This window comes from Spirosoma sordidisoli, from assembly GCF_004138325.1.
Classification (GTDB): domain Bacteria; phylum Bacteroidota; class Bacteroidia; order Cytophagales; family Spirosomataceae; genus Spirosoma; species Spirosoma sordidisoli.
Window position 1 is genome coordinate 562,760 of sequence record NZ_SBLB01000004.1, and the last position, 20,109, is coordinate 582,868.

The 20,109-nt window shown below is 56.7% G+C and carries 13 protein-coding genes; 10 read left to right on the forward strand and 3 right to left on the reverse strand.

The genetic code is table 11. The features are described 5' to 3' along the window. Positions 1-80: 80 nt before the first annotated feature. Positions 81-812: a DUF3291 domain-containing protein gene (locus tag EQG79_RS17305; protein WP_129602841.1), complete on the reverse strand. Its 732-nt coding sequence runs from the start codon at positions 810-812 to the stop codon at positions 81-83. Positions 813-854: 42 nt separating this feature from the next. Between EQG79_RS17305 and EQG79_RS17310 the strand changes: the two genes are divergently transcribed. Then, entirely contained in the window at positions 855-3,188 is a 2,334-nt protein-coding gene (locus tag EQG79_RS17310) for a glycosyl hydrolase family 95 catalytic domain-containing protein (RefSeq protein ID WP_129602843.1), read from the forward strand. 123 nt (positions 3,189-3,311) lie between these two features. Here the strand turns inward: EQG79_RS17310 and EQG79_RS17315 are convergent, their stop codons facing one another. Together EQG79_RS17315 and EQG79_RS17320 are read right to left on the reverse strand one after the other, a co-directional pair. After that, a complete protein-coding gene (locus tag EQG79_RS17315) occupies positions 3,312-3,839 on the reverse strand; it encodes a sll1863 family stress response protein (RefSeq protein ID WP_077922626.1) in 528 nt (175 codons plus the stop codon). A 93-nt stretch (positions 3,840-3,932) separates the two neighbouring features. Continuing rightward, positions 3,933-4,538, reverse strand: a complete 606-nt coding sequence (locus EQG79_RS17320) for a thioredoxin family protein (protein WP_129602845.1) — start codon at positions 4,536-4,538, stop codon at positions 3,933-3,935. A gap of 1,029 nt (positions 4,539-5,567) precedes the next feature. Between EQG79_RS17320 and EQG79_RS17325 the strand changes: the two genes are divergently transcribed. From EQG79_RS17325 to EQG79_RS17365, 9 genes are all read left to right on the forward strand, one after another. Continuing rightward, positions 5,568-7,154, forward strand: a complete 1,587-nt coding sequence (locus EQG79_RS17325) for a hypothetical protein (protein ID WP_240699378.1) — start codon at positions 5,568-5,570, stop codon at positions 7,152-7,154. A gap of 100 nt (positions 7,155-7,254) precedes the next feature. Beyond that, a complete protein-coding gene (locus EQG79_RS17330; RefSeq protein ID WP_129602849.1) occupies positions 7,255-7,872 on the forward strand; it encodes a TetR/AcrR family transcriptional regulator in 618 nt (205 codons plus the stop codon). A gap of 103 nt (positions 7,873-7,975) precedes the next feature. Next, positions 7,976-9,322, forward strand: coding sequence for a TolC family protein (locus EQG79_RS17335; protein ID WP_129602977.1), 1,347 nt, complete (start codon positions 7,976-7,978; stop codon positions 9,320-9,322). Between the two features lie 103 nt (positions 9,323-9,425). Then, complete coding sequence (locus tag EQG79_RS17340) at positions 9,426-10,511, forward strand: efflux RND transporter periplasmic adaptor subunit (RefSeq protein ID WP_129602851.1); 1,086 nt, start codon at positions 9,426-9,428, stop codon at positions 10,509-10,511. A gap of 38 nt (positions 10,512-10,549) precedes the next feature. Continuing rightward, a complete protein-coding gene (locus EQG79_RS17345; RefSeq protein WP_240699379.1) occupies positions 10,550-10,972 on the forward strand; it encodes a four helix bundle protein in 423 nt (140 codons plus the stop codon). 82 nt (positions 10,973-11,054) lie between these two features. Next, a complete protein-coding gene (locus EQG79_RS17350; RefSeq protein WP_394343312.1) occupies positions 11,055-14,126 on the forward strand; it encodes an efflux RND transporter permease subunit in 3,072 nt (1,023 codons plus the stop codon). Between the two features lie 496 nt (positions 14,127-14,622). Further along, a complete protein-coding gene (locus tag EQG79_RS17355) occupies positions 14,623-15,216 on the forward strand; it encodes an RNA polymerase sigma factor (protein ID WP_077924413.1) in 594 nt (197 codons plus the stop codon). 115 nt (positions 15,217-15,331) lie between these two features. Continuing rightward, positions 15,332-16,450 carry a FecR family protein gene (locus tag EQG79_RS17360; RefSeq protein ID WP_077924414.1) on the forward strand — a complete coding sequence of 373 codons (1,119 nt, stop codon included), beginning with the start codon at positions 15,332-15,334 and terminating at the stop codon, positions 16,448-16,450. A gap of 233 nt (positions 16,451-16,683) precedes the next feature. Next, complete coding sequence (locus tag EQG79_RS17365; RefSeq protein WP_129602857.1) at positions 16,684-20,100, forward strand: TonB-dependent receptor; 3,417 nt, start codon at positions 16,684-16,686, stop codon at positions 20,098-20,100. The last annotated feature ends 9 nt before the right edge of the window (positions 20,101-20,109 follow it).

Here is a 20,109-nt window from a genome sequence, read left to right on the forward strand (position 1 = left end):
CGGTTCTCAAGGCGCTCATCTACTGTTCATTCGACAACGGCCGGTTCAGCAGGGCAGGCAGACGGCCAAGACCCGATCGTTTACCGGTCCCAGCGCAACACGGTGAAGCGCGCAAACAGCTCTTCGGAGTACCACTGCCGCTGGCGGGTAAGCCGCACCACCTCCCGGTGCCCACTCTGCCGGTACGCATACTGATCAACGGCGGCTGCATCGCGCCAGACACTGATGGTACACTGTTGCACCAGCGGCACCTCCCCTACCCCGATCCCGAACAGCAGGCTATCGGCCTGGTCGGTAAGCCGCTGGCGGGCCTGAGGTACGTGCCGCCAGAAGTCAGGCAAAGCCCGGGCGCGGATCGTAGCCCGCGTCAGCACCGCCACGGGGGCCGAGGGGTCGGGGGCGGCTGGCCGTTCGGGTTTTTTCGGGCGTTCGTCGGCCGTGGCCCGCTCCGGGTTTTCGGCTCCCTGCCCGGTGTTCAGGATAAAGGGATTGGATCCGTCCCAAAGTCCGTGCGATTTGAGGGGCGACAGGTGGAGGGTGCTGATTTTTTCGGTACCCTGGGCGAGCTGCCGATAGCCATCCGTCTGGGCGAACGCGCTGGCCCGGTGGCTATCTTCCCAAACGCCCAGATGAACGTAGGTGGAGAAGTCGGGGATAAGACCAAAGTTGATGCCGCTGCCCATCAACTTGCTGAACCGCAGGCCATCGGCAGAAACCGGCTGCATGAGTACCCGGCCCATATTGGCAAACGCCCGGAAACGGGCCCGGGGCTGGTAACGGAAAATAGTAACGGTTACGACGGGTGCTGACATGATGAGTATAAACGGTCGTTGCAGGCGCTTGTTTCGGGTATCATGAAACGCATCGTTTTTATTTATCTCTTTCTCGAACTGGCAGCCTCAGCGGCATGGGCTCAACCCACTCAACCGCTTGTATGGCACTTTCCCATTACCCGTCCCCATACGGGTATTCTACTGGGCAACGGCACCCAGGGCCTTATGGTTTGGGGAACAACCCGTCAGCTGAACATTACGGTTGGGCGGGCCGGTTTCTGGGATCATCGGGGCGGGAACGAGTTCACCGCCAAAACTACCTATCAGGACGTTAAGCGGCTCCTGCAGGCTGGCAATTATGCTGGTATCAAAGAAGCGTTCGCTATCCCCAAAACCGGCGATCAGGGGTTCGGTCGGCCCCAGCAGCTGGGCGGAGGACGGCTGGAGATTACCATGCCCGAAGGCTGGCAGCTCCGTCAGGGTGAGCTCGACATGAGCCGGGGCGAAATAACGATTACCCTGAACGATACCAGCGGCCGGTCTGAGTTAATCCGCATCGGCCAGTCGGCTCACAGCGAACTAGCCTGGCTCACATACCCGGCCCTGTTTCTGCAAAAAGGGGGCTGGCCTGGTCAGACTTATTTTAACAGCCAGTATAGCAAGCTGGTTCCGGCGGGAGAGGCCGTACCCGACCGGCTGAGCGCTGCTGGTATCAAGAAACCCTTCGTAAGCGAAATGGTAGATAATTTCGGACTGCTGATGAGTCAGGAGCTGCCTGCCGACTCGACCCTGATGATCTTCTGGAGCGACGTAGGTAACCAGACGCTGGCCCTGACTACCTCGCTTCAGCCACCAGCGGCTCCACGACTTAAGCGGTTATCGGTAACGCCCGCCGATAGCCAGCAGACGGCTCGGTTCTGGCGGGACTACTGGGCGTCGGTTCCGAAGATTACCCTGCCCGACCCGGCCTTGCAGGAGATGGTCGACTACGGGTTATACAAACAGGCTTGCGTATCGCCCCCGCAGGGCGTAGCTGCCACCCTGCAGGGACCATTCATGGAGGATTACCAGATCGTTCCCTGGAGCAACGATTACCATTTTAACATCAACGTACAGATGATGTACTGGCCCGCCCTGGCCACCAATCGGCTCAGCCATTTCAGTCCGCTCTGGCGCATGATGCGCGGCTGGATGCCTACCCTCCGGCGCAACGGCGAATCCTTTTTTGGTCGTAAGGGCGCGCTCATGCTCCCGCATGCCGTTGATGACCGCTGCCACGTTGTTGGCACGTTCTGGACCGGCACGATCGATCATGCCTGTACAGCCTGGATGGCGCAGATGGCCTGGCAGCACTACCGCTACGGCCTCGATCAGCCCGATGCCCACCAGGTGCTCCAAGACATGGCCTGGCCGCTGCTGGTTGGCGCGTTTGAAGGCTATTATGCCATGCTTGACGAAGTGCCCGACTCTGAGAGGGGCGGCAAGCGCTTCTCGCTTCCCATTTCTGTATCGCCCGAATACGGGGGCGACGGCCCCAATGCCTGGGGACGCGATGCCAGTTTTCAGCTTGCCGCGCTCCACCGCATCTGCCGGATTTTGCCCGAAGCGGCCAGGCTCATGGGCCAGCCCATCGATCCCCGCTGGGCCGACGTTGCCAGGCGGTTGCCGCTCTATACGACGGTAAAAGGGGTTTTCATGCCCGAGCAGAACCGCCAGAACGAGCGCATCGGCTTATGGGCGGGGAAAGATCTGGACGGTAGCCATCGGCACCATTCCCATCTGGCCGGCATCTATCCCTTCGCCACCCTGGACTATACCGATCCGGCCCAGCGCAAAATCATTGACAACAGCCTGACGGCCTGGCGGTTTCGGGGTGCGGGCGCCTGGACGGGCTGGTGCGTCCCCTGGGCTAGTATTCTCCTGGCCCGAACCGGCGAATCGGAAGCCGCCGTACACTGGCTGCACTACTGGAAAGATAACTTTACGAACGAAGGACGGGGTACCCTTCATAATGCCAACAACAACGGAAACAGCCTCATGGGCGCCCCTGACTGGACTAAGGAACCCCGGAACCGGGAAATCATGCAGCTCGACGGTGGCTTCGGCGCGCTTAACGCCGTGCTCGAGTTGCTGGTACAAAGCCGGGACGATGGTATCTATGTTTTGCCCGGCCTGCCGCGTACCTGGCGCGACCTGTCCTTTGACCGCATCCGCACCGAAGGCGCCTTTCAGGTAGGCGCAACGGTACAGAACGGGCAACTCCGCGAGATTCGTGTCAAAAGTCTGGCGGGTGGCCCCCTCAGACTCGTTCATCAGCTGGGCGACCGCTATCTGGTAAACGGACAGCCAGCTACCGGTTCTTTATTTGAGAAAAATTGTCAGAAAGGTGAGGAAATGGTTTTCAGGCCGTTGTAGACCTTTTTACCAGTGTAGAGTAATCGCCACGAAATTATACCATCAGCTAAACACCGGGGGCTCCCCGAAACGAAGATACTTCTCGTTTCGGGGAGCCCCCGTTAACTATATACCAGCTTCGGACTAGTTGTCGTCTTTTCCGTCCGGATCAACTTTATCTTCGGCTTTGTCAAAGGCATTTCCGATGTTTTTACCAGCCTTTTTGAAACCTGTTTTAATATCTTTCCAGGCGGCAGCCGTTGCGTTCTGGGCTTTGTCGATGTCGTTACCCAGCTCTTTGCGCTCGGCCTCCAGCTCAGCCAGTTCTTCTTTGCTTTCGGCTTTGGCTTTAGCACCCTGGCTTTTGATATCGGCCTGTAATTTATCGATCCGGGCATCCAGCTTGTCTTTCTGAACGTTCATTTCGGCAACAGCTTCCCGGCGCTCGCGCTCAAAATCATCGCCTGCTTCGCGCATATCTTCACGCGTTTCGGCCGTAGCTTCTTTGGTGTCAGCCTCAATGGCATCGCCGGTACGTTCTACAGCGTCTTCGGTGCGCGACTCATTTTTGTTGTCAGAACCGCAAGCCTGCAATAGGGCCAGCGAGGCAACCAGCATCATGGTTCCGGCAACGTTGCGAATCTGGCTCAGGATCAATACTGTCTTTTTCATAACTGATGTGTAGTTTGATTTACACCAATCAGGTTGGCAAAGGCCGTGCCAGAAAGGGGAGCCGGTCAGAGCCGGCCCTAATCGGTACCGCACTCAGTTTTTCCATTTCACCGCGCAGCCGATGGCTTTGGTGAGGGGCGATTGGACGGGCCGGCCAGCCAGCAGATTGCTCACGGCCTCATCGGCATAGCGCCGTTGCACCTGACTGCCATCCTGCGGACTGTCGTCGATGGTACCGATGTACTCGACCGTGAACTGACCTTTGTTATTTTTCAGGACAAACACCTGTGGGGTTCGGGTGGCCCCAAAACTCCGCGTAACGGCCTGCGTTTCGTCTATGACATAGGCGAACGAAAAACCCTTCTCGCGGGCGCGGACTTTCATGTTGTCGAAGGAGTCATCTTCATAAGCCGCCGGATCGTTGGGCATGATGGCCAGAACAGGATAGCCCTGCGCCGAAAACTTACGGTCGAGCGCCACGAGCCGGTCGTCATAGGCTTTCGAGAACGGGCAATGGTTGCTGGTAAAGACCACAATCAATCCTTTCTGGCTTTTGTAGTCGGCCAGGCCTACGGTGCGCCCGTCCACATTCTTCAGCCGGAAGTCGGCTACCGCATCGCCCAGGGTATAGCCCTTGGGTTGCGCGTTCACCCCCTGCAACGTCATCAGCACCCACAGGGTAATCAGCGCATAGCGCATTGGTTCGCTCGTTTTCAACTTGGTTGTTATTTGCCAGTTAGACAACAAATAGACCCTAAAGATTAGTTTGGTAATCAAGCTCTATAACGCTCATTGTTACCGAATCTACAGGTTCTAAAACAAATAACCAACTCTTGTAAAATCGAAATGCTTACTATTCCAGATTGGTCAACTTTGGTTATGGGTAGTCTGTACATTGGGCTATTTTTTGGGCACAGATTGTCGTACGTATGAATTCAAGAACACATCACAACCCCGCACCTTATCGTCACCTGCTTTTTTGTTGATTGGCAATAATAGTATACTCTCGGCTTTGTACAGATTCCGCTAGCCCGGAAAAATCAATGACACCATGAATGCCCCACGAAGCCCGTGGTGATACCGTGGTTCACTTTCTGCCCTTCTAGCCCATAGGTGTCCACTAGATTGTCTCAGATGATGAGTATCCCACCAACTTTTTGTCAATATAGTGCTCGTTGGAGCCGTGATACACGCGGTGGTTAGGGGATGTGCCGATGATGTTTTTCAGAAAGCCCAGCTTGTCAACAGCCTCGGTATGCAAGAAGAACTGGTAAAACAGATTGGCCGCTACACCACGTACTCCGGCGGAAAACCGAGTAGAATGGCCGGGCTGTAAAGCCAGGGACTAACCAGCGTCCCCACCCAGTTCAGTCGGTAGAGAGTAAACGCTTCAGTTAGGTGCGCCAAGGCCCGGTACACCTTCCGCAACACAGGAGTAATTTACTGAATGAACCGAGCTACAACGCTCATGACGACTACGGCATCAACCCCATTGCCCCCGCCAGGTATTGATCACCCTTTCCTGGGCGTAGTAAGTCCAATTCCTTGAATAGATTCCTGTATTCAGAAAGTCGTAACAACAACCGAATAACTTACTTACTTGTAAGGTATTACAGTATCTTAGTGACTAGTATACCGTGCTCATTTATAGTAACTCATCTTAGCCTTTACCCGACAATGACGATACAACCATACACTGCCTGCTCCTTTTTGCGCTTAACTGTTCTGATGCTTCTGGCGATTCCGACCGTTGCTCAACCGCCATCAGCAGCCTTGTATGAGCAGGCATCACGCAACGGAAGACTGGCCAGTACGGGCTTCCAGCGGTGTACGCTATACCTGAAAGGATGGCTCGCCGAAGCCGATCCTGCTACGGGTCTCATTCCCCGAAACCTGACCGATAGCCGTCATTTCTGGAATGCGCAGGATGCTGCCGCTGACAATTACCCGTTTATGGTCATGACGTCGTCGATACTGCAACCTGATTTGTTTGCGGGCCGGATGCAAGCCATGCTTGCCACCGAAGAACGCCTGACTTCACGCATTGGACGGTTGGCTGATAGCTACTCATTTACTAAAAAAGGCTTTCTTAACGAGTCAATCGATAGTAGTCAGGTTATTTTCGGGAGTGCCGAATACATGAAAGACGGCCTTATTCCGCTCACCGAATGGCTCGGGCCGGATTCGCCCTGGTGTCGGCGCATGGAAGGTATTCTCGATGATCTGCTTCCCCTGTTTCCCATACCCATTCATTTGACGGGATATTTCTTCGGAAACAGCGCCGACGTGGAAGTAAACGGCGATATGCTTCAGGTACTCAACCGGATGTACTGGATCACCCGAAAGCAGAAATACCTCGACGTTGCCATGGCGCTGGGCGACTACTACCTCAACGACAAGCGACGCCTGACGCAAGCATCGACCCGGTTGCGAATGCGCGACCATGGCTGTGAAATTATTGCCGGCCTGTCGGAAGTGTACGCTACCATGCACGTGCTGAATCCAGCGAAGAAAGAACAGTGGCAACCCTACATGACCGAGCTACTCGACCTAATCCTTGCCAAAGGCCGCAATGCCGACGGACTGTTTTATAACGAGATAAACCCCTCGACAGGGCAAATTCTGGACCCCGCCCTGGCCGACACCTGGGGCTATCTGCTGAATGCCTGCTACACCGTTTACCTGACCGATGGCCGTACTGACTACCGGGATGCCGTTGTTAAAGCACTCCAATCGCTGAATCAACGCTACCGGAATTACGCCTGGGAGGGGCCAAGCAGTGATGGATACGCCGATTCGATTGAAGGTGCCCTGAACCTGATCCTGCGCGAAAAAAGCCCTGCCGCTGCCGATTGGATAGACAGCGAGATCCAGGTGATGTGGGCAAAACAGCAACCGTCGGGCGTTATTGAAGGCTGGCACGGCGACGGTAATTTCGCCCGAACAACGCTGATGTACTGCCTCTGGAAAACAGCTGGCACCTGGCTTACTACCTGGAAGGAATCGGTTCGTGTTGGCGCTGTTCGGGCCGATAAATCACTCTATATCAACGTAGACACCGACGAAGACTGGGCTGGTACACTCTGTTTTTCTCCGGCCTTTCACCGGGATTTCATGCACCTGCCTCTTAATTACCCCCGCATCAATCAGTTTCAGGAGTGGTACCCGATTGAGGGGAAAAAGCGTTACAAGCTAACCAACGCAAAGACAAAAAAAGTTGTCACTGTCAGTGGCCAACACTTGCTTGATGGCTACCCCATCCGCCTGCAAAAAGGCGAAACACTTCAGCTAGCGATTACAGCGAACTCCCTGTAGCGGCTCGAACCTACCGTTTACTCAATTTACGGCCCGAATTCTTAACACCGCTTGTTTACTGAACACTGTTCATTATGTTTGTGTCGTCAACGAAGCAGGTATGGGAATTCTGGAACGGAAAGAGCGGGAACGGGAAGAAATGAGGAGGCTGATTCTGGAAGCCGCCCAGAAGCTATTTCTAGCTAACGGCTACGAAAAAGTTAGTATCCGAAACATAGCCGATGAGATCGAGTACAGCCCGGCTACCATCTATCTCTACTTCAAAGACAAGAACGAGCTGTTTTTTGCCCTGCATCAGCAGGCGTTCAGAAAGCTGATCAACGAGTTTGCTCCTATTGCGCACCTGCAAAAACCAATGGACAAGCTCGAAGAAATGGGGCGTCTGTACATCCGGTTTGCGTTCGAGAACCCCGAACTGTTTGACCTGATGTTTATCATGAATGCGCCCATGGAGGCCATCGAATGCCGGGAAGACATCTGGGATGATGGGCACCAGGCTTTTCACGTGTTGCAGAACGTAGTGCAGGAATGCATCGACAGCGGTGCAATCAAGCATCCCGATGCCGAACGGGCCGGGCTCCTGATCTGGAGTATGGTACATGGGCTGGCCGCGCTTTTTCTGCGGAAACGGATGATGATCTTCGGTGAGGAACGCAAAAAAAACCTGATGGACGAAGCGTACGACCTGTTCGTGCAGACCATCCGAAAAGGACTTTGATATTTTTTTACCCATTTACTAAACACTGTTTATAAACTAACATACGGTCATGAGTCTCACGATCAACCCAATCCGCTGCCTGCCGCCCTGGCCAGGTTCGCTGATGGCAGTAGTGTTTCTTATCAGTTCTCTGCTGCCAGCCTCCGCGCAGCCCTCTCCTATTCTGGACGGCTACGTTCGCGAGGGGCTGGCCAACAACCTGGCTCTGCGACAGGAGTCGCTCGAGATCAAACGGGTGTCCGAATCCATCAACCAGGCCCGATCATTGTTCTACCCCCGGGTGGCGTTCAACCCGACTTATTCGCTGGCGGCCGGTGGTCGGCGGCTGCAGTTTCCGGTGGGCGACCTGATCAACCCTATCTACAGGACGCTCAATCAGGTAACGGGTTCTGACCGGTTCCCGACCAATCTGGCCAACGTAGACGAACAGCTGGCGCCGAACAACTTCCACGACACCAAAATCAGCGTTCAGTACGCCATTTTCAATACCGACATTCAATACAACTACCTGATTCAAAAACAGCTACTAACCGTTCAAGAAGCCCGCCGACGCGTAGTCGAGAACGAACTCCGCTATACCATACGCACGGCCTATTACCAGTACCTGCAAACCCTCGATGCGATCCGGATTTACGACAGCTCGCGCCGGGTACTTACCGAGCTGGCCCGGCTCAACGAAAAGCTGGTCAGCAACAACGTAGCGACTAAGGAGGTCGTCACATCGGCCCGCTACGAAATCAGCAAGGTCGATCAGCAGATGGCCGTAGCCGAGAAAAACCGGGAGTCGGCGCGGGCTTATTTCAACTTTCTGCTCAACCGCGACCTGGCCGCTCCCATCGACATCGACTCTTCACTGACGCGCATCCTGCCCGAACAGAAAGAAGCCCTGGCCGACCTGCAGCAAACGGCGTTGCGGGATCGGCAGGAACTGTCGCAGCTGAATGGCTCGCTGCGGGCGGCCCAGACGGCGGTACGGCTGAACGAGGCCAATGCCACCATTCCAAACGTATTCGTAGGCGGTAATGCGGGTTTTCAGGGATTCGGCTACACCTTCCGCAACCAGGCCTATGCGCTGGCCCAGTTCGGGTTGCAGTGGGATCTATTCCGGGGTTACGAGAAACGGTCGAAGATTCAGCAGGCCAGAATCCAGACCGATGCGCTGCAGACGCGGCTTCAGGAAGTACAGCGCCAGGTACAGCTCCAGGTCGTGCAGGCCTATTATGACCTCGATGCGGCCAACGAGAGTCTGGCGGCTACGCAGAGCGGCATCGCCAACGCCGATGCTACCTTCCGCGTCATCGACAGTAAATACCGCAACGGCCAGTCGCTGCTGATCGAGTTTCTTCGCTATCAGAACGACCGGCTTACGGCTCAGCTGCAGCACTCGCTGGCCCGTATGGATGTACTTGTCAAACGAGCCGCCCTCGACCGGGCCGTCGCCGTAGACTAGGCCCGGCGCTGTACGCGCGGTCATGCAAACGAACGCATTCCAACAGCACTTGACGCCCTCAGGTGCTCCCCTTCACAAGACTTTGCTATAAATCAGGTAAGCCATGAAATCTCTACAGCTTATTAGTTCCCTCCTGCTGGCCGTAGCCGCCTGGTCGTGCGGCAGTCAGGCCAATGATACGACCCAGGCTAAAACCGACGACGCCACGCGGACCGACGATGCCGTGATTGCGGTTAAACTCACCCCCGTCCGGACCGTAGAGCGGTCTGAGCCGGTAGTCGCGTCAGGACTGGTGTCTTCGTCCGAAGAAGCCCGACTTTCGTTTAAGGTCGGCGGTATTATCAATCAGATGCTGGTCGAAGAAGGCCAGTCGGTCCGGAAAGGGCAGTTGCTGGCTACCCTCGACCTGACCGAGATCAACGCGCAGGTCAGCCAGGCCCAGCTCGCCAGCGAAAAAGCGGACCGCGACCTCAACCGGGTCCGGAGTCTCTACGCCGATACAGCCGCTACCCTGGAGCAGCTTCAGAACGCCACGACTGGCCAGCACGTTGCCCGGCAGAACCTGACCATTGCCCAGTTCAACCGCAGCTTTGCCCAGATTCGTTCATCGGTCGATGGGACGGTAACGCGTAAGGTAACCAATGCCGGGGAATACGTGGCGGCCGGCGCGTCGGTCTACCTGATTTCGGGCAACCGGCCGGGCAACTGGGTGGTGCGCGTGGGCGTGTCGGACAAAGACTGGGCCCGGCTCCGGCTTGGCAATCGCGCTACCGTTACCCTCGACGCTTACCCGGACCAGCGTTTCAACGGCACCGTCACCGAACTGGCGCAGGCCGCCGACCCGACCAGCAAGCTCTATGAGGTAGAGGTGCGGATCAGTCCGGCGAGTGGGGTGAAGCTGGCGCCGGGTTTGTTTGGCAAGGTAACGCTGGTACCGGCGCAGAGCCGATCCTACGTCGTGGTTCCGGTGGAGGCTATCGTGGAGGGAAATGGCAAAGACGGTTTTGTCTATACGCTGGCCTCAGCCAGCCCGGCTAACCGCGCCAGCAAAGTGCGGAAGGTGCCGGTACAGATCGGCTACCTCGACGGCGCCAACGTACTGCTCACCCATGGTTTGTCGGCTACGAGCCAGGTCGTTACGGCCGGTTCGGCCTTCCTGACCGAAGAATCGAGCGTGGTGGTGCGATAAAAGAAATGGATAATGAACAATGAATAATGGATAGTGACATGGAAGAATCAACCGAATTTGGAGGTTCCTTCTGGGTATCTGAAACTAATTCAGCCTACGTTTCCAAACCCAATCCGGTGCTGGAGAAGTCATTCGCCTTTGCCGTTAGAATCCTGAACTTTCATAAGTGGCTGAGCAAACATCATCCTGATATTAGCCCGCTGGCTAAACAGATTCTACGAAGCGGTACATCCATTGGTGCTAACCTGGAAGAAGCCGACAGCGCTTATTCGAAACGTGAGTTTGCCGTCAAAGTTGGCCTTTCCCTAAAGGAGTCTCGTGAGACAAAATATTGGCTGCGGTTACTCTACGCTACTGACTATATCGATAGCGAGATGTTTTCCTCCCTCTGTAGCGACAACGATGAGCTCATGCGACTCCTGAACGCTATTCTAAAAACCACGCGCGAAAATCTCAAATGATCTCTGGATAGAGAGTTCGGTACCCGATCTATGCTCGGCTCTAAAGAAATCATTGTCCATTATTCATTAGCCATTATACATTATGCTATCATCGTTTTCTGTAAAAAACTGGCAGTTTATGCTGGTGCTGTTCCTGGGCGTAGCTGCGCTTGGGGTGAACTCACTGCTCAACATGCCCCGGGGCGAAGACCCTGAATTTGTAGCCCCCCAGTTTTCGGTGGTCGTTGTCTATCCCGGTACCGATGCACTCGACATGGAGGAACTGGTGGTCGATCCGGCCGAGAAGCGTTTCAACGAACTCGACAATATCAAACACGTCGTTACCAACGTCGACGATGGGGTGGCGGCTTTCCGGATCGAGTACGAATACGAACAGAACCCTGACGAAAAATACCAGGAGATCGTACGGGAGGTGAATGCCCTGCGCAGCGAACTGCCCGCCGACATATTCAGCATCAAAATTCTAAAGTTTTCCCCGTCCGATGTCAACATAGTGCAGGTAGCCCTTCAGTCAGAAGTAGCTTCCGACAAAGAGCTGGGCCAGTACGCCGAAAACCTGCGCGAACAGCTCGAAAAGGTGAAAAGCCTCAAAAACGTAAGCGACTGGGGCTATCCTAAAGGCGTGGTGCGGGTATCGCTCAATATCGAGAAGATGGCTCAGGAAGGGATACCGACCAACCGGGTCGTGGGCGCCCTCCAGGCCGAAAACGCCAATGTGCCCGGCGGCAGCGTACAGGTCGGAACCCGTAAGTTCAACGTGAAAACGGCCGGCAAATACGAGTCGCTCGACCAGATCCGCAACACCATCGTATCGACCAACGGGCAGAAAATCGTCTACCTGCGCGACATCGCCGACGTGTCGGAAAACCTCGACGACGAAACCCACATCACCCGGCTCGACGGGCACCGCGCCGTACTGGTAACGGCCAGCCAGAAAATTGGGGAGAACATCCAGAAAGTAGGGGAACAGATCAACCCGATCATCGACAACTTCGCCCGGTCGCTACCACCCCATATCAAACTCACCAAGAACTTCGACCAGGCCGCCAGCGTGAACAAACGGCTTGGCCACTTCGTACAGGATTTTGTCATCGCTATTCTGCTGGTGTCGCTGACGCTGCTGCCGCTGGGGTTTCGGGCTGCCGTGGTGGTCATGATCTCGATACCGCTGTCGCTGGCCATTGGGCTGACACTGCTCAACGCGCTGGGGTTTAGCATCAATCAGCTAAGCATCGTAGGCCTGATCGTGGCCCTGGGCATTCTGGTCGACGATAGCATCGTTGTGGTCGAGAACATCGAGCGGTACCTGCGCGAAGGCTATTCGCGAAAAGAGGCCGCCATCCGGGCCACGAGCCAGATCACCCTGGCCGTCATTGGCTGTACCACGACGCTGATCCTGGCCTTTTTACCGCTGCTGTTCCTGCCCGAAGGCTCGGGCGATTTTATCCGGTCGCTGCCGATGGCCGTTGTCATGACCGTGCTAGCCTCGCTGATCGTGTCGCTGACCATTGTGCCGTTCCTGAGCAGCCGCATCCTGAAAGAATCGCACAACCCGAACGGCAACATTTTTCTGCGGGCCCTCAAACGGCTCATCAGTGGCTCCTACAGCCGGCTGCTGCACGCGGCCCTGCGCAAACCAGTGGTTACGCTGCTGGTGGCGCTGGCTATTTTCGGGCTGGCGCTGTCGCAGGCCGGCCGGGCGGGGTTTGCCCTGTTTCCAGCTTCTGAAAAACCGCAGTTTCTGATCAATATCGAAACCCCCGAAGGCAGCAGCCTGAGCGAAACCAACCGCGTGGCCCGATATGTTGAAAGCCAGCTGAAAAACGAACCCGCCATCCGCCATTTTACTACCAACGTGGGCAAGGGAAACCCGCGCATCTACTACAACATCATTCAACGGAACGAGTCGGCTAACTTTTCGCAGTTTTTTGTGCAGCTGACCGACGTCGAACCGGCCGAAAAACGCGCCATCATCGATACCTACCGCGAGCGGTTTGCCCACTACCCCAACGCCCGTATTGAAGTCAAAGACTTCGAGCAGGGCCCGGCCCAGGAGGCTCCGGTAGCGATCCGCATCTTCGGCGAGAATCTTGACACCCTCCGGTCGGTAGCGGCCCGGGTCGAGACCGTACTCAAGCAGACGCCCGGTACCATTTACGTGAACAACCCGCTGGCTAACCGCAAAACGGACATGCGCATCAACGTCAACAAGGAGAAAGCCGGGTTGCTGGGTCTATCCATTGCCGACATCAACCGCACCATCCGGCTGGCCGTGGCGGGGCTGAACGCAGGTACGTTTAAAGCACCCAACTCCGACGATGAATATACGATTACCGTTACCCTTCCCAAAGGCCGCATTACCGACCCTACGGTACTCAACAATCTGTACGTGAACACGCTGACGGGCGCGGCTGTACCACTGCGGCAGGTAGCCGACCTTCAGTTCGAGACGGGCACCAGCCAGATTCGGCACTACGACAAAGACCGCTTCGTAACGGTGACGGGTTTTGTCAAGACAGGGTATCTGGTCGACAATGTGTATACCGATGTGTTGCAGAAGCTGGATGCGATGAAGTTTCCGGCCGGGTTCCGGTACGTAGCTGCGGGCGAGCTGGAGAGCCGCGAGCAGTCGTTTGGCGGGCTGGGCACCATTATTCTGGTTACGGTTTTCGGCTTCCTGGCCGTGTTGATTCTGGAGTTCGGCACCCTGAAAAGCACGCTTATTGTTCTGTCGGTCATTCCGCTGGGCATCATCGGGGCCATTGCGGCTCTGCTGCTGACGGGCAATCCGTTCTCGTTCGTAGCCATCATCGGTCTGATTGCGCTGATCGGTATCGAGGTCAAAAACTCGATTTTGCTGGTCGATTTCACGAATCACCTGCGCGAAGAAGGTATGCCGCTGGTAGAGGCCATCGAACACGCGGGCGAAGTTCGGTTTGTGCCCATCGTGCTTACCTCACTGACGGCCATCGGCGGGTTGATGCCCCTGGCGCTGGAAGGCAACCCGCTCTACAGCCCACTGGCCTGGGTACTTATCGGCGGTCTGATTTCCAGCACACTGCTGTCCCGAATCGTTACCCCCGTCCTCTACAAACTGCTGCCGCCCCGAGTCGACGTCAAAATAACCCGGGAAGAAGAGCTAGCGGTGGCGTAGTGACGCCTTCACCGTGGTCCGTGTCCGCACGGACCACTTATGCGCCAGCAACAACCCGTCCGGATAGGGGTTCGACTACGCGTCCCGGACTACGCGTCTCGGTGTGGATACGGACCATGGTGAGGCAGCAAAAACCATCCGGACAGGAGACGCAAAGGGTTGCGTCTCTACGCATCCAGGTCCGTATCCCCCCCCACCGTGGTCCGTGTCCTCACGGACCACCCGTGCGGCAGCGAAAACCATCCGGACAGGAGACGCAAAGGGTTGCGTCTCTACGCATCCAGGTCCGTATCCCCCCACCGTGGTCCGTGTCCTCACGGACCACCCGTGCGACAGCAAAAACCATGCGGACAGGGATCCGTGTCCGCATGGACCACGGTGAGGGTGAAGTCCTCATGCCCCCGCCCAGGTGGTTTTTTTTCGGGCGTATACACTTTTTTTAGATTAAGTTGTTCTATAGATAAAATGCCTGGTTGATTTATTTGATTACTGTTTCATGTCTGTTCTCTCCAGTTCCTTTCCGGACGAAGACCATATCTTGTGGCAACGATTTCGGGAGGGAGATACCGTAGCGCTCGGCCTGCTGGCCAAAAAATACTATCGGACGTTAGCCAGCTACGCCACGCGGTTTACCAAGGATCAGACGCTTATCGAGGATGCCATTCAGGATATATTTCTGAAACTCTGGGAGCACCGGAATCAGCTGAGTGATACGTTCTTCGTTAAGTTCTACCTGCTCAAGACCCTCCGCCACCACCTCATCAAACTACACCGCAAGCAGGGCTACCCCAGCGAAACCCTGCACGACTGGCTCGACATTGGCGAAGAGGCCAACGCCGAAAATCAGATCATCAGCGAAGAAAATCGCGCGTTCGACCAGAAACAGCTGAAATACCGGGTAGCCGACCTGTCGAAACGCCAGCAGGAAGCGCTGTACCTGCGGTATTACGAGAATCTGACCTACGAACAGATCGGACAGACCATGGGCATCCACGCCCAGTCGGTCGCCAACCTCCTTCAGAACTCCATCAAGCGCCTGCGCGATCACTGGACCTACGGCCTGCTGTTGCTGTACACGCTGTTCGTGTAAGCTACGGGACTGCACCGCTCCGCGGAAATCACCAAAAAAAATTCGTGGAAAATTGAGTATACCGGTCCCAAACGGGGATAATCCATTGTACAGAGGCATATAACTGCCTTTTTCAATGAAAGATTATCAATTCTTCGAGTTCGACGATTTCCTGGAAGATGTTGCCTTTCGCCGGTGGGTGTTTCACCCATTACCGCAGGACGAAGGCTTCTGGCAATCCTGGCTAGCCGGGCATCCCGACAAGCAGGCCGTTGTTCAGCAGGCGCGGCAGCAGCTCCTCGCCATCAAAGGTGAGTTTCAGCAACTGACCGACGATCATATCGATCAGAAAGTAGCCCAGCTCGTTCAGCAGGCACAGGCGCAGGACAGCAATCGGGTCCGGCCGATGCCCACCAGTCAGTGGCGCTACTCGGGCTGGTACTACCTGGCGGCATCGGTTGCTTTGCTGGTCGGTCTGTTCTGGCTGTACCAGACCCGCCTGAACGACCTCCCTACTGCTACGGCGTCGACCTATACGCAGCTGGTCAGGAGCGCCACCCGACCCCTGCAGGAAACGAGCAACACTACCCCCCGGCCCAGGCGGCTAACCCTGCCCGACGGCAGTCAGGTTGTGCTGTATCAGAATACCCGAATCAGCTACCCGCGTCAGTTTACGACCGCCAAACGCGAGGTGTACCTCACCGGCGAGGCTTTCTTCGACGTTCAGAAAGACCCCAGGCGCCCTTTCCTGGTCTATGCCAACGAGATGGTCACCAAAGTACTCGGCACCAGCTTTTTCGTGAAGGCCTACGAGCAGGACAAGAACGTACTGGTAACGGTACGGACGGGTAAAGTGTCGGTCTTTACGCAGTCCGATGGCCAGGCAGCTACCCAGAAGGCCAGCCGCGAACTCGGTGGTATGATCCTGACACCGAACCAGCAGGCCACCCTGATCCGAGACGATAGCCGATTGCTGCGCTCGCTGGTGGCCGAACCGGTACGCGTCGACAATCAGCCCGTAACGACGGCGTTTACCTTCCGACAAACACCCATTGCCGAGGTATTCGCTGCGCTGGAGCGGGCTTACGGTGTCGATATCGTATTCGACGAAGCCCTGATGGCCACCTGTACCCTGACCGCCCGGCTCGATGATGAATCGCTGTACAAAAAGCTGGACTGGATCTGCGCCGGTACCGAGTCCAGCTACGAAGTAGTTGACGGGCAGATCATCATCACCAGCCAGGGCTGCAACTAGTGCCTGACCGGCCGTATACAGCCGCCGGTCAAACCGAAATGTGAACCAATAACCAAAACCGCCAGCCGATATGCACTAAACGCCCTCAACGCATTACCCACAAAAAGGCCGCCGGTGCGCCAACACCGACGGCCGGAACCAGTCCGTACGATGTCGCCAAACATCGGCCTCAGCAGAGGCTACCGGATCTTTTTTGCCAATTCCCGAAGAATTAACAATCAGTGTCAAAAATTATGAAAAACAAACGACAATTGCGTGAGCAGGTCTTTACAATCATGCAAATCAGTCTGCTACAGCTCGTTCTGATCGTTGCGTTTGCGGGTGTTTCGCTCGCCCACGACAGCCGGGGCCAGGAGCTGCTCGACCGACGGATCAACCTGGTATGCACCAATCAAACCGTTGATAACGTACTGGAACAACTGGAAAAATCGGCTAAAGTCCGGTTCCTCTATAGCTCAGAACTAATCCGGGCCGACCGCCGGGTAAGCCTGTCGTTGCGCGACCAGCCCCTGGCCATTGTACTCGACCGGCTGCTGACCCCGCTTCAGCTCACCTATGAGGTATCGAGTCAGCAAATCATTCTGAAACGCGCGGCCGCCCCTACCCCGTCGGCACGCCCAAACGCCGACCGGGCCGCCCTGCCCGTGACCGGCAAAGTAACCAGTGATGCAGGCGAAGAGCTGCCCGGGGTAAGTGTAGTAATCAAAGGCACCTCAACCGGCACCGTCACCGACGTAAACGGCAATTTCAGCCTCAACGTACCCGACAACAGTGCCGTGCTGGTATTCAGCTTCGTAGGTTTTCAGAGCAAAGAGGTGCCCGTTAACGGCCAGACCAACTTCACCGTTACGCTCGCCACCGATGTGCAGTCGCTGTCAGAAGTGGTAGTGGTTGGCTACGGCACCCAGCGTCGGCAGGAGCTGACCACGGCCGTAACCTCGGTAAACAGCAAATCGATCGAGCGCCAGCCCGTGGCGGGTTTCGATCAGGCCTTGCAGGGGCAGGCGCCCGGTATTCAGGTCACGTCGCCAACGGGCGCGCCGGGAGCCGGCATCAACGTCCGGATTCGGGGCAACAACTCCGTCAGCCTGACCAACTCCCCACTATACGTCATCGACGGCGTACCGGTACTACCTACCTACGATCGCGAACTGGGCGTTGGCAACCAGCGCCCCAACCCCCTCAACACGCTCAACCCCAGCGACATCGAATCAATCGACGTACTGAAAGATGGAGCTGCTGCGGCTATTTATGGCCTGCGGGCCTCGAACGGGGTGGTTGTCATCACGACCAAGCGCGGTAAAACCGGCAAGGCACAGGTAAACTTCAGTACCTATTACGGCATTCAGCAGCTGCGCAAGAAGCTGCCCCTGCTGAACGGCCGTCAGTTTGCCGACTACTACAACGACGCGCAGGTGGCGGCCGGTCAGGCGCCTTCTTTTGGCAACCCCGACTCGCTCACGACCAACACCGACTGGCAGGATGCCGTATACCGGCAGGCTGCCATCCGCAACTACCAGATCAGCCTGAGTGGCGGCACCGACAAAACGAAGTATTACGTATCGGGCGGCTATTTCAAGCAGGATGGTATCGCGCTTAACTCGGGGTTCGACCGCTACAACTTCAAGCTAAACCTCGATCAGCAGATGAGCACCCGCTTCCGGCTGGGTACCAGTCTTAACCTGAGCCGCACCAACACCAACGGCAGCGTACGGAGCGAGCTGGGAGCCGGGAACTCGGGTACGGTACTGGGCGCGCTGGCGCAGATTCCGACCATCCCGATCCGCAACGCCGACGGCACCTACAGCATCAACCCGTTCCAGCAGTTCGACAACCCGGTAGGAAACCTGCTCGAAACCCGCAACAACGCGCTGATCTACCAGGTCATCGGTAACGCCTATGGCGAGTTCGACGTGCTGAAAAACCTGACCTTCAAAAGCTCGCTGGGTATCGACTTCCGGTCGCAGATCGAGAACGAGTTCGTGTCGCGCAACTACCCGGGTACGCAGAACGCCAGCCCCGCTACCCGCGGCAGCGCCCGCACCGGCACCAACCAGCAGGTGATCTGGCTGTGGGAAAACACGCTGACCTACGACCCCAACCTGGGCGATAAACACAACCTGACCCTGCTGGGTGGCCAGTCGGTTCAGGCGTCGGACCGGTTCACCTCGGGCGCGTCGGTAACGGGTTTCCCGTCTAATGCCGTGCCGTACCTCTCGGCCGGTACGCAGTTTACCCGGCCGTCGAGCTACCAGGACCAGTGGGGCCTGTTCAGCCTGTTTGCGCGGGCCATTTACAACTACGATGAGCGCTACCTCGCCACACTGAGCCTGCGCGCCGACGGATCGAGCCGGTTTGCGCCGGGTAACCGCTTCGGCTACTTCCCGGCCCTCTCGCTGGGCTGGCGCGTATCGCGGGAGCCGTTCTTCCCGCAGAACAGTGCCCTCAATGACCTGAAAGTCCGTGCCAGCTTCGGGGCCAACGGCAACCAGGAAATCGGCGCTTACGACCGGTTCAGCACCTACGGCTCGGGCTATAACTATGCCGGCGCTTCGGGCATCTCGGGCGGTATCGCCCCCGACCGGATCGGGAACAACCTCCTGAGCTGGGAAACAACCTACCAGTACAACGCCGGGGTCGACGCCGGTTTCTTCAAAGACCGGCTGACGGTTACGCTCGATGCCTACCTGAAACAAACCCGCAACCTGCTGACCAGCGTGCCGCTGCCGTTCAACGCCGGCGCCCTCAACCCGCAAACAGTGCAGAACATCGGCACCGTTGAGAACCGGGGCTTCGAGATCGGCATCAACAGCACCAACATCCAGAGCGAGGGCGATGGCTTTACCTGGTCGAGCAACCTCAACTTCTCGCTGAACCGCAACAAAGTCATCGACATCGGTACGCTGCGCAACGAACAGGGACAGGAAGTAGACCGTACCATCATCGGCGACTATACCATCACCCAGAAAGGCGCACCGCTGGGCGCATTCTTCGGCTACGTGACGCAGGGCATCTTCCAGTCGACGCAGGAGATTGCCGAGGCCGCTACCCAGCCGGGTCAGCCACAGCCGGGCGACATCCGGTTTGCGGACCTGAACGGCGACGGCCGCATCGATGCCAACGACCGCACCATCATTGGCAACCCGAACCCCGACTTCATTGCTGGCTTTACCAACAACCTGTCGTACAAAGGGTTCGAGCTGAGCGTTTTCTTCCAGGGTAGTTTCGGCAACGACATCTACAACCAGAACCGGGTAACGATCGAAGGTATGTCGGACCCGCTCAACCAGACCACGGCGGTGCTGAACCGGTGGACGCCGACCAACACCAATACCACCATTCCGCGGGCGGTTCGCTACGATCCGAACCAGAACAACCGGTTCTCGACCCGCTTTGTGGAAGACGGCACCTACGCCCGGCTTAAAAACCTGACGCTGGCCTACAACCTGCCCGGCAAATTCCTGCAACGCGCCAAAATTGGCGGGGTTCGGGTGTACCTGACCGGCCAGAACTTACTCACGTTTACGAACTACAGTGGCTATGATCCTGAGGTGAGCGCCGACCCGTTCTCGTCGGTTGGCTTCGGGCGCGACTTCGGCGTTTATCCGCAGGCACGCACCTACACGGCTGGTCTCAATGTCACTTTCTAATCGAAGCTT

What these genes read in the sequence shown, in the direction of transcription:
- EQG79_RS17305 (WP_129602841.1), bottom strand. Translation starts at nt 812, where the DNA reads ATGTCAGCACCCGTCGTAACCGTTACTATTTTCCGTTACCAGCCCCGG.
- EQG79_RS17310 (WP_129602843.1), top strand. Translation starts at nt 855, where the DNA reads ATGAAACGCATCGTTTTTATTTATCTCTTTCTCGAACTGGCAGCCTCA.
- EQG79_RS17315 (WP_077922626.1), bottom strand. Translation starts at nt 3,839, where the DNA reads ATGAAAAAGACAGTATTGATCCTGAGCCAGATTCGCAACGTTGCCGGA.
- EQG79_RS17320 (WP_129602845.1), bottom strand. Translation starts at nt 4,538, where the DNA reads ATGCGCTATGCGCTGATTACCCTGTGGGTGCTGATGACGTTGCAGGGG.
- EQG79_RS17325 (WP_240699378.1), top strand. Translation starts at nt 5,568, where the DNA reads ATGCTTCTGGCGATTCCGACCGTTGCTCAACCGCCATCAGCAGCCTTG.
- EQG79_RS17330 (WP_129602849.1), top strand. Translation starts at nt 7,255, where the DNA reads ATGGGAATTCTGGAACGGAAAGAGCGGGAACGGGAAGAAATGAGGAGG.
- EQG79_RS17335 (WP_129602977.1), top strand. Translation starts at nt 7,976, where the DNA reads ATGGCAGTAGTGTTTCTTATCAGTTCTCTGCTGCCAGCCTCCGCGCAG.
- EQG79_RS17340 (WP_129602851.1), top strand. Translation starts at nt 9,426, where the DNA reads ATGAAATCTCTACAGCTTATTAGTTCCCTCCTGCTGGCCGTAGCCGCC.
- EQG79_RS17345 (WP_240699379.1), top strand. Translation starts at nt 10,550, where the DNA reads ATGGAAGAATCAACCGAATTTGGAGGTTCCTTCTGGGTATCTGAAACT.
- EQG79_RS17350 (WP_394343312.1), top strand. Translation starts at nt 11,055, where the DNA reads ATGCTATCATCGTTTTCTGTAAAAAACTGGCAGTTTATGCTGGTGCTG.
- EQG79_RS17355 (WP_077924413.1), top strand. Translation starts at nt 14,623, where the DNA reads ATGTCTGTTCTCTCCAGTTCCTTTCCGGACGAAGACCATATCTTGTGG.
- EQG79_RS17360 (WP_077924414.1), top strand. Translation starts at nt 15,332, where the DNA reads ATGAAAGATTATCAATTCTTCGAGTTCGACGATTTCCTGGAAGATGTT.
- EQG79_RS17365 (WP_129602857.1), top strand. Translation starts at nt 16,684, where the DNA reads ATGAAAAACAAACGACAATTGCGTGAGCAGGTCTTTACAATCATGCAA.